8 protein-coding genes and 1 pseudogene are annotated in these 9,560 nt (G+C 72.2%); 3 read left to right on the top strand and 6 right to left on the bottom strand.

Features of this window, described 5'->3' with window-relative positions:
• The 3 genes and pseudogenes from ACFVZW_RS27415 to panD form a co-directional block, all read right to left on the bottom strand.
• A pseudogene (locus ACFVZW_RS27415) lies at positions 1-250 on the bottom strand (arylsulfatase); the annotation flags it as partial.
• Positions 247-591: a GNAT family N-acetyltransferase gene (locus ACFVZW_RS27420; RefSeq protein ID WP_384526470.1), complete on the bottom strand. Its 345-nt coding sequence runs from the start codon at positions 589-591 to the stop codon at positions 247-249. The pseudogene ACFVZW_RS27415 and the gene ACFVZW_RS27420, both read right to left, overlap by 4 nt.
• A 23-nt stretch (positions 592-614) precedes the next feature.
• On the bottom strand, positions 615-1,040 hold the full coding sequence (gene panD / locus ACFVZW_RS27425) for an aspartate 1-decarboxylase (protein ID WP_384526474.1): 426 nt from the start codon (positions 1,038-1,040) through the stop codon (positions 615-617).
• Between the two features lie 290 nt (positions 1,041-1,330).
• On the opposite strand from panD, the gene ACFVZW_RS27430 reads away from it, so the two are divergent.
• From ACFVZW_RS27430 to ACFVZW_RS27440, 3 genes are all read left to right on the top strand, one after another.
• Positions 1,331-1,807 (top strand): YybH family protein, encoded by a 477-nt coding sequence (locus ACFVZW_RS27430; protein ID WP_384526477.1) that lies wholly within the window; start codon positions 1,331-1,333, stop codon positions 1,805-1,807.
• A gap of 114 nt (positions 1,808-1,921) precedes the next feature.
• Entirely contained in the window at positions 1,922-3,970 is a 2,049-nt protein-coding gene (locus tag ACFVZW_RS27435) for a hydantoinase/oxoprolinase family protein (protein ID WP_384526480.1), read from the top strand.
• Between the two features lie 14 nt (positions 3,971-3,984).
• Complete coding sequence (locus ACFVZW_RS27440; protein ID WP_384526483.1) at positions 3,985-5,646, top strand: hydantoinase B/oxoprolinase family protein; 1,662 nt, start codon at positions 3,985-3,987, stop codon at positions 5,644-5,646.
• Here ACFVZW_RS27440 and ACFVZW_RS27445 read toward each other — a convergent pair.
• Genes ACFVZW_RS27445 through ACFVZW_RS27455 form a run of 3 tightly spaced genes read right to left on the bottom strand, consistent with a single transcriptional unit; the run spans position 5,635 to position 8,959 of the window.
• Positions 5,635-7,215: a PucR family transcriptional regulator gene (locus ACFVZW_RS27445; RefSeq protein ID WP_384526486.1), complete on the bottom strand. Its 1,581-nt coding sequence runs from the start codon at positions 7,213-7,215 to the stop codon at positions 5,635-5,637. The two genes, ACFVZW_RS27440 and ACFVZW_RS27445, sit on opposite strands and share 12 nt — an antisense overlap.
• Positions 7,209-8,330: a DUF917 domain-containing protein gene (locus ACFVZW_RS27450; protein WP_384526489.1), complete on the bottom strand. Its 1,122-nt coding sequence runs from the start codon at positions 8,328-8,330 to the stop codon at positions 7,209-7,211. Before ACFVZW_RS27450 ends, ACFVZW_RS27445 begins: the two co-directional genes overlap by 7 nt.
• Positions 8,327-8,959, bottom strand: a complete 633-nt coding sequence (locus ACFVZW_RS27455) for a hypothetical protein (RefSeq protein WP_384526492.1) — start codon at positions 8,957-8,959, stop codon at positions 8,327-8,329. The genes ACFVZW_RS27450 and ACFVZW_RS27455 overlap by 4 nt, the downstream gene beginning before the upstream one ends.
• Positions 8,960-9,560 lie beyond the last annotated feature (601 nt).

A 9,560-nucleotide genomic window follows, 5' to 3' on the forward strand; every position in this document is an offset into this window, starting at 1 on the left:
CGCCGCCGGGGGCGCCCCCCCCGCGGCGGCCCCCGCGGGCGCCCGCCGGGGGGGGGCGCCCGCCCCCCCCGGCCGCCGGGGGGCCCCCCGGGCGGGCCCCGGCCACGGCTTCCGGCCCGTCGATCCGGGCCCGTTCGAGCAGTTCCTCGACGACGAGGTGACGCAGGTCGAGTCCGGGGTGGTGCCGGTCGCGCAGCCCGTCGAAGACGGGCACGTGAACGGCGGAGGTGTGCAGCAGGACGAGTGTCACCAGAGCCCCGGGGTGGCCTTGAGCTGCTGCTTGGCAGCGCGGACGACGTCCTCCGCGGGCACGGGCGCCTCATCGGGGTGCTTCTCGGCCCACTTGGCGGCGTACGGGCAGAGCGGCACGACGGGGACGCCCGCCCGCGCCGCCATCCGATAGAACTCCCGCACGAGCGACCCGGCGATGCCCTTGCCCTCGTTGCCCTCCTCCACGACCGTGTGGACGGCGACGAGTGCGTGCGGCTCGGCGTCGAGGACGAAGTAGACGATCACGCCGACGTAGGAGCCGTCCTCGAACGCCTCGAGGCGCCCCTTCTCCCGGTCGTCCCTGATCTCCGGCTCGGCCATGTGATGCGTCTCCCTCGTTCGGTTCAGGCGCCTGCCGGCACGGCGTGCGGGCTGCGCAGCGTGTCGCTCCCGGGCACCGGCGCGGAGGCGTCGGCTCCGAGCTCAATGATCCGGTTGTCCGCGTCCACGTGCACCACACGCGGCACGAGCGCGCGCGCCTCGGCGTCCTCGACCTGGGCGTAGCTGATCAGAATCACAAGATCGCCGGGGTGGACCAGATGGGCGGCCGCCCCGTTGATCCCGATCACCCCGGACCCCCGCTCGCCCTCTATGACGTAGGTCTCCAGCCGCGCGCCGTTGTCGATGTCGACGATGTGCACGAGCTCCCCGGGCAGCAGATCGGCCGCCTCCATGAGGTCGGCGTCGACGGTGACGGAGCCGACGTAGTGCAGATCGGCCTGGGTCACGGTGGCCCGGTGGATCTTGGACTTGAACATGGTACGAAGCATGCGAATACTCCCAATGTGTCTGCTCCCTGCCTGCTTCACGCAGGTCAAGGGCGATGGCCGGAGCCTACAACGATTCGCATGTCCGGTCAGCTGTCCCCAGATGTTGCAGGGCTCACGCCGACCGGTTGCCGACTCTCCTGACGCATCGCCAGGTGCGGTCGGGGGTCGCAGCCTTCTGCGACCCGGCCCTGGCGCGCCGGGTACGCGGTGTCCGGAGCCGCAGCCGGCGTGGGGCGGCGCCTGGTTACAGTGACGCCCCACTTGATCCAGCAGCTCTCGGAGGCCGTCCCATGTCGTCACGCACCCCGTCCGGCCCGCTCGCACGCCCCGGCGCCTCCCCTTCGGACGCCGACGCTGTCTGGGCGGTGATCATCGGAATGTACGAGGCCTACACGGCCGGGGACCGGACGGCCATCGATGCGCGGCTCGACCCGGAGGCGACGGTCTGGGATTCAGCAGCCGATCCGCTGCTCCTCGGCAGGGCCGACCTGGAGCGGCTGCGCGACGAGCGGACGACGCCCGGAAGCGGTCCGGTGGAGACCGGCCTCGCCGCCTACGACCCGGTCGTCGACGTATTCGGCGATACGGCCCTGTTGCGCTACTGGCTGCGCGTCGACTTCGCCCCGGGTTCGGACGGAGTGCCGTCACGTCCCGAGCTGGTGCGCAACACGGCGTTGCTACGCAGGGACACCGATGGCAGCTGGCTCATCGTGCATCTCCATGAAGACGTCCGGCAGCCGGGCGGGGTACCCGCAGTCGGCGTCTGACGGCGCCTGTGCGGCGCGCCTGACCGACCCCCGCCATCCGTGCACGCCGCACACTCGCGTCCCGGGCCGCCCTGGTTAACGTCCGTCCATTCTCCGGACAGCAGGGAGGCTGGAATGACGTACCGGGTGGCCATGGACATCGGTGGCACCTTCACGGATGTCGTCGCGTACGACGAGATCCGCGGCACCTATATCGCGGCGAAAGCTCCGACGACGCCAGGTGATCTGGCCGAGGGCGTGTTCGCCGCACTCGGGAGGGTGGTGGACGATCCCGCCGCGATCTCGTTCTTCGTGCACGGCACCACACAGGGGCTGAACGCGCTGCTGGAACGCAAGGGCGCCCACGTCCTGCTCCTCATGTCCGAGGGCATGCGCGACGTCTACAACATCGCGCGCGGTAACCGGGACCGCATGTTCGACCTGCACTACCGCAAGCCCGTGCCCCTGGTGGAGCGGCGGGCCACCGCCGAGGCCGGCGGACGGCTCGACTGGCGCGGTGAGGAGCTGAGGCCGCTGGACGAGGCCGCGGTACGTGCGGCGGCGCGGCGGGTCCGGGCCGAGGGCTACACCGCGGTCGCGGTCTCCTTCCTGTTCAGCTACGTCAACCCCGCTCACGAGGTGCGGGCCGGCGAGATCCTCGCCGAGGAGCTGAAGGACGAGGAGGTCATGATCGTCCTCTCTCACCAGGTGGCCAGTGAGTGGCGTGAGTACGAGCGCACCTCGTCCGCCGTCCTGGACGCGTACACGGGGCCCGTCGTGCGGCGCTACCTCGGGCGGATCGAGGAGCGGTTCACCGAGCGCGGGCTGGGTGTGCCCGTCCAGGTGATGCAGTCGTCGGGTGGAGTGGTCAACGCCGACTTCGCGCGCCGCAACCCACTGCAGACGCTTCTGTCAGGACCGGTCGGGGGCACCATGGGAGGCGTGGCCGCGGCGGCGCTCCTCGGCCGGCCGAACGCCATCTGTGTCGACATGGGGGGTACGTCGTTCGACGTGTCGCTGGTGCTCGACGGGCGGCCCGACATCTCCAACGAGGGCTCAGCGGACGGCTTTCCGGTGCTGATGCCGCTGGTCAACCTGCACACCATCGGCGCGGGAGGCGGCTCGATCGCGTACATGGAGGCGGGCGGGCTGCGGGTGGGGCCCGAGTCGGCCGGAGCGGTTCCGGGACCGGCCTGCTACGGGCGAGGCGGCACCCGCCCCACGGTGACGGACGCCAACGCCGTACTGGGCCGGGTGGATCCGGAGTGGTTCGCGGGCGGGCACATGACGCTCGACGTCGAGGCGGCCCACCGAGCCGTCGGTGAGCTGGCCGGACAACTGGGCGTCGAATCCGTGGAGCTGGCAAGCGGGATCTGCGAGGTCGCCAACGCGAAGATGGCCCAGGCCATTCGCACGCTGACGGTCGAGCACGGCCTGGAGCCCGGGGAGTTCGCGCTCCTCGCGTTCGGTGGCGCGGGACCCATGCACGCCGTGGAGATCGCTCGTGAGCTGGGCGTCGAAGAGGTGGTCGTCCCCCGCTTCCCGGGCGCCTTCTCCGCCTGGGGCATGCTCGGCACCAAGGTGCGTCGCGACCTCACCCGCCAGTTCTTCACCTCCGGTGACGTCCTCGACAGTGCCGCGATGGCGGAAGCCCTCTCGGAGTTGCAGGCGCAGGCCCTGGCCGCACTGGCCGAGCAGGGAGTGCCCGCCGGGCGCAGCCGGGTCGAGCACGCCGCCGACATGCGGTACGAAGGCCAGGATTACACCCTGACCGTTCCGCTCGATGCCGCCGAGGAGCCCCTGCACGAGGACTTCCTCGCGCGCGCCGCGGCCAGGTTCGCCGCGCTGCACGAGCGTCGCTACGGGCATGCGACTCCCGATGCCCCGGTCGAGTTCGTCACGATGCGAACGACGGGGCTCGGTGCTCTGCCCGAGACCGAGCCCACCGCGTACGGGCCGCAGGACGGCCAAGACCCCTGGGCCGGCCGAACCAAGTCCGTCGTGTTCGGCGGCCGGGCGTATGAGACGCCCGTGCTTCGCCGGGAACACCTCGCGGCGGGCGATCAGTTCGCCGGTCCGGCGGTCATCGTCGAAGCCACCTCCACCACGGTCGTCCCACCGGACGCGACCGTTGCCGTCGACCCGCACGGCTTTCTCGTCATCAAGCTCGGAGGCAACGCGTGAACGCCCCTACCCCCGTGATCGATCCGATCACCACCGAGATCATCCGCTGCGCCCTGCTCCAGGCCGCCGAGGACATGAACACGACCCTGATCAGGTCGGCCTACACACCCACGATCTACGAGGCCAAGGACTGCGCGGTCGCGCTCCTCGACCGGGATCACCACGTGCTGGGCCAGTCGTCCGGACTGCCGATCTTCCTCGGCAACCTGGAGGAGTGCACCCGAGCGACGGAGCGCATGTACGGCCGGGAGGTGTGGCAGGAGGGCGATGTCTGGGTGCTCAACGACTCCTACATCGGCGGCACCCATCTCAACGACGTCACCGTCTACGCGCCCATCCACGTCGGCGGCGAGCTGGTCGGCTTCGCAGCGTCCCGGGCGCACTGGATCGACATGGGGTCGAAAGACCCCGGTGGATCCATGGACTCCACGACGATCTACCAAGAGGGCCTGCGCTTGGGGCCGTTGAAGATCTACGAGCGTGGCGATCCCTGTGTGCTGACGCAGGATCTGATCGCCCGGCAGGTCCGCTTCCCGCAGCCCACGCTCGGCGACATGCGCGCCCAGGTCGCCTGCGCGCTCACCGGCGGCCGACGCCTGGGGGAGATCGTGGAGCGGTGGGGCATGGACACCCTGCTGGCAGCGCGTGACGCGATCTTCGAGCAGACCGAGCGCCTGGAGCGCGAGCAAATCACCGCGATCCCGGACGGCGTGTACCAGGCCACGGGACAGCTCGACAACGACGGCATCGACCTCGGCACACCCCTGCATGTCACCGTCCGGGTCACCGTGGACGGCGACCGCATGACCATGGACGTCACCGACTGCGCCGACCAGGCCACCGGGCCGGTCAACTGCGGTGCCGCACAGACCGTCGCAGCCTGCCGGGTCGGCTACAAGCTGCTGGTCAGCGGCGATGTTCCGCTGAACGGCGGCTCGTTCAAGCCGCTCGATGTCCTTACCCGGCCCGGTTCGATGCTCGCCGCGGTGGAGCCGGCGGCATGCCAGTACTACTACTCGCACCTGGGCCTCGTCATCGACCTGGTGGTCAGGGCCCTCGCGCCCGCGCTGCCGGAGAAGGCGGCGGCGGCCTCGTACGGCGACTCGATGATCGTGCAGTTCACCGGGGTCGACCCGCGCACCGACAAGCTGTTCGTCTCCCAGGAGGCCACCGTCGGCGGCTGGGGCGCCTGGCAGACCGGCGACGGCGAGACGTGCCTGATCAACAACGTCAACGGCTCCCTGCGCGACATGCCGGTCGAGGTCCTGGAGACACTCTTCCCGGTGCGGGTGGAGGAGTACGCCGTCCGCATCGACTCGGCGGGAGCGGGCCGCACCCGTGGGGGCAACGGCGTCGTACGCCAGTACCTGTTCACCGCGGACCAGGACCTGTCGCTGTGGTGGGAACGGTCGGTGACCCCGGCCTGGGGCCTCTTCGGTGGCGAGGCGGGCGCCCCGCCCAGGGTGACGCTCAACCCCGGCCGGGGCGACGAGCGTTCCCTGCTGAAGACCAATGCCCTCCCGGTACGGGAAGGCGATGTGCTGCGTTGCGAGAGCGGCGGGGGTGGCGGCTTCGGCCCGGCCTCCGAGCGCAGGGTCGAAGCGGTCGCCGATGACATCCGTCAGGGGCTGCTCAGCGCGACACGGGCGGAGGCCGACTACCTGTCAGCTCGTTGACGGTCCGCCAGAAGGATCGTCGAGCAGGACGCGACAGGCCAGGTGCAGGGCCAGCCGCAGACTCGGGTCCTCGGGGTCGCAGCCGAGGGCCCGCAGCCGCTCCACGCGGGCGGTGACGGTATTGCGGTGCACCCCCAGCCTGGCCGCGGCCGCCGACGGTGTGGCGACGTCGAGGACCGCGGCGAGGGTGCGCAGCAGACTGCCGTCCCTGTCGGCCTCCAGCAGCGCGGCGAGCAGTGACTCGGCCGGGCCGCGCAGCACGTCACGCGGCACGGCGGCCAAGAGCTGCTCCGGGCCCGTCCGGTCGGCCCGCACGACCGTGCCGGGTCGCGTGACGCTCACGGCGGCCACCGCGTCGGCGAGCACCGGCCCGAGGCCCGCGAGGTCCGTGGCCGGGCCGGCCACCGCCCCGGCCAGCGGCACCAGCAGGGACGGATGGACCAGCGCGGCCCGCAGCTTCTCCCCGGCACGGGCGAGGGGATCCCGCGCCGACGGCAGGTCATCCTGCCGCTCCCAGGCCACCCAGCACCCTTGATAGGCCACGAGCGGCCCGCCCGGGCCCGTCCGGCTCCACCAAGAGGCCAGCAGTGCGGCGCCGCGGTCCTGTTCTGCGGGCCGTACGACGTACACCACGAAAGGACCGCGTACGGGCCAGCCCAGCGCCACGGCCTGCAGGAGCAGCGGGTCGCGCTCTTCGGCCGGGCCCGGTTCCTGCTCCGGGGCTGGGTGCCGGCCCTGATCCTGGCCTTGCTCCTGGTCTTGTGGCGTCGGTGCGGCCCCGCCCCGGTCCACGAGCTCCACAAGGAGTCCCGACGCGTGCAGGCCCAAGCGCTCCGAGGTCAGGCGCTCCCGCGCCGCCCAGGCCGTCAGTGGAGCGACGGCCAGCCCCAGAACCTCTCGGACCGTCGACTCCCAGCCCGCGACGCGGGACCGGGAAGACGCGGCCAGCACGGCGAGCGGACCGCCTTCCGGGTCGGGTACCTCCACCCGCACGCCCACCGCGCCGGCGTCGAGCGCGGCCGACCGGCCCGCGATCACCTCGCCGGACGGAGCGACGAGCGCGACATCGGTCGACGGCAGCACTGCGTGCAGGGCCGAGACGATGCGCACCGGGCGCGGTCCGGCCGCGGTGATGCGCCGGGCGGCCGTCGCCAGCAGTGCCGTGCGGCCCGCCTCGGGCTGGGCCACGGCCGAGGCGATCCGCACGGCGGCGTCCAGGGCACTGCCCACTACCACGACCAGCGGCACACCGAGCCGCTCGGCCAGGTCCGCGGCGGATTCCGCGTTGCCCGCGCCCCGAGCGACGACCACGCAGGCCGCGGCGTGCTCCCATGCCTTGCGCAGGGCCATCTCGATGGTCCACGCCGCCGACGCGGCGACGCCGGTCAGGACGACGGCGGTGTGCGGCTGCAGCTCGTCCAGCGCGTCGAGGTGGTCGGCGATGCGTACGGCCCGCACGTCGACCGTGCGATCGGCCGGCCCGTACGTGGTGACACCGGCGAGCGGCCCGTGCTGGAGGAGCTCGGCGAGTGTCAGGTAGCGGTCCGCGGCCACCGGTTCCCTCACCATGGCCCACCTCCGTTCCGCTCCATCAGGGCCGGTACGCCCATCCGGGCCAAGGCTCGGCCTTCACGCGTGTGCCAGGGCGGCGCCGCCTCGATGACGACCACCTCGACCTCTGTTCCGAGGACCGCATGCTCGACGTCCACGACGCTTCCGTCCGCGGCGGACAGGATGAGGATCTGGTCGGGAGCCGCGGCCACGACGGCGCCGTCGCCGAGGGCCAGGAGTACTTCGTTGTGGGCCTCCAGCCGGAACCGGCGACGCAGCCCCTCGGCCTCGGAGATCACCACACTGGTCGGCCGGGAGGGCAGTGCGGCGGCGTCCAGGAAGTCGCGGGCCGCGCCGGATCCCCCGTCGCGCACGGTGTCCGGAGCGTGCTCCACAGCGGTGATCCGGCCTCGGCACAGCCTCGTCGGCCGCCACGGTGCGAAGCGCTCACGCTCGGTCGCCGAGCCCGCCGCGAGGGCGCGGCTGACGGTGGCCGGCACGAGGCAGCCGGCCAGGGCGGTGCCGTCCATGGGGTAGGCGGCGGCAACGGCCCAGCCGCCGACGGCCAGCACCAGCGGGCGTACCAGTTCCTCCACGCTACTCCCCGCCGACTCGATCGTGATCACGTCCCCGTCGCAGGTGCCGAGAGCGAGCGGGACCGGGGCCACCCCCGCGAGGGTGAAGACGGTCTGCTCCAACAGTGGCAGTACACGCCCGCAGCCGTCCCCGTCGACGAGTGGGAGCCCGCACCGGGCGGCCGTCGCCAGGGCGATCAGGGCGTTCTCGGCGGCGGTGTTGAGCGCCACGACCGCCTCCACGGGGCGCCCGACGACGCGTTCCACCGCGGCGACGGCCTTGAGCGGCTCCTCGCCCGTGGGGAGGTGCTCGGCGAGGGCGGCCGAGGCGCCGACCAGCGTCACGCAGACGCACAGACCGACCCCGCCGAGCCGCTCGGGCGGGAGCAGTGGCACCGGACCGTGTGCGGCGAGTTCGGCGCCCGCCCAGTCCAGGGCGACTCGGTAGGCGGATTCCTCCGTGCCTGCGGCGAGCACCCGTGCCCCCACCGCCAGCCGCCCCAGATCAGTGCTGGTCAGCCTCGGCAGCGGGGGAGCCTCTGCCCGGGCGGCGTTCATGCGGGCACTCCCGCTGCCGGCTGTCCCACGGCGTGCACCGTCACGCGGTGCACTCCGGCCGGCAGGTAGGCGACCGGCGCGTGGCTGACGCTCTCGATGCGGGCCGTGTCGGGAGCCGCGCCCGCAGCCACCACGCGGGACAGTGCACGGTCACGCGCCGTTGCGAGCACAAGCTCGAACTCCGCACGTCCGACCGCCGTGACGAGCCGCTCGGACGCGATGCGGCACACCGAGGTGGCGGCGAACCGGGCGGCGTCGGTCAGCCGGGCGCGTACCTCGGCCGCGGCGGGCGGGGCCCCCACATCGCCCATTCCCCCGCCGGTATGCAGGAGTACGGCACCCGCGACGCGCTTGAGCTGCCGCGCGGCGAGGCGGGCGATGACGTTCGGGTCGGCCGGCGGCGTGTCGCGGACACCCGGCCCCAACTCCTGGATCACCGGGGACCCGAGGTGCACGGGAACGCCGAGCGGGCCTTGCCCCGGCCGCACGGAGCGCTCCGGGTTGCCGTCGCCGAGGGTGAGACAGCGGACGGTACGTGCGCCGGCGTCGACGACGACCGCGTCGGCGACGCCCGCGCGGGCGGCGGCCCCACGGGCGGCGCAGGTCGTGGCGGGAGCGGTGGCGATCACCCTAGGCGACGGCAACCGGAACCTCTCCGACTCGCTGCCCCGCCGCTCGGACGAGGTCGAGGCATGGATGGCCGCCCTGAAGGGCCGATCCAGCCGGTCTTGAGTCCGCGACCGAGCCCCGTGCTCGTGCCCCCTGGTCGGCAACCGGGGACCCTCATGGGACCGATGCTGACCGTTTGCTGACCTGGGCCCGGCCATCACTGCCTGACCTGCGGAACGCCGAAACACTAGATCTTGGACTTGGCAGCGTCTCCCCTACCGCTAGCCCCGCCGATGCGTCGCTCGTCCAGCTCCGCAAGCCCCATGTCGTCGGCTCCTCCACCCGAGTCGCATTCGCGACGACGTTCTTCCGTCGCTGTGCGGGTCGTACTGATTCCGCAGCCGCTTGACCTGTGGCGTTCGTCGAACCGCCGACATTGCGCCACGCAACTAGGCAGATTGCTATGGCGGATTACACGTCGCCTTGACACCGTGGTAGGACTGTTCGATTGACTGATCATCATCTGACGGGGGTTGGGAATCGTGGCTGTCACGGTGCCGGATTGGGCTGACACGCTGCTGGATCTGGTGGGGGTGAACTGGCCCAACGTCGACGAGGACG

Source organism: Streptomyces sp. NPDC059567, assembly GCF_042735655.1.
Taxonomy (GTDB): domain Bacteria; phylum Actinomycetota; class Actinomycetes; order Streptomycetales; family Streptomycetaceae; genus Streptomyces.

Coding starts and splice junctions, on each gene's coding strand:
- ACFVZW_RS27445 (WP_384526486.1), bottom strand. CDS start 7,215: ATGGTGAGGGAACCGGTGGCCGCGGACCGCTACCTGACACTCGCCGAG.
- ACFVZW_RS27430 (WP_384526477.1), top strand. CDS start 1,331: ATGTCGTCACGCACCCCGTCCGGCCCGCTCGCACGCCCCGGCGCCTCC.
- ACFVZW_RS27450 (WP_384526489.1), bottom strand. CDS start 8,330: ATGAACGCCGCCCGGGCAGAGGCTCCCCCGCTGCCGAGGCTGACCAGC.
- ACFVZW_RS27420 (WP_384526470.1), bottom strand. CDS start 591: ATGGCCGAGCCGGAGATCAGGGACGACCGGGAGAAGGGGCGCCTCGAG.
- panD (WP_384526474.1), bottom strand. CDS start 1,040: ATGCTTCGTACCATGTTCAAGTCCAAGATCCACCGGGCCACCGTGACC.
- ACFVZW_RS27435 (WP_384526480.1), top strand. CDS start 1,922: ATGACGTACCGGGTGGCCATGGACATCGGTGGCACCTTCACGGATGTC.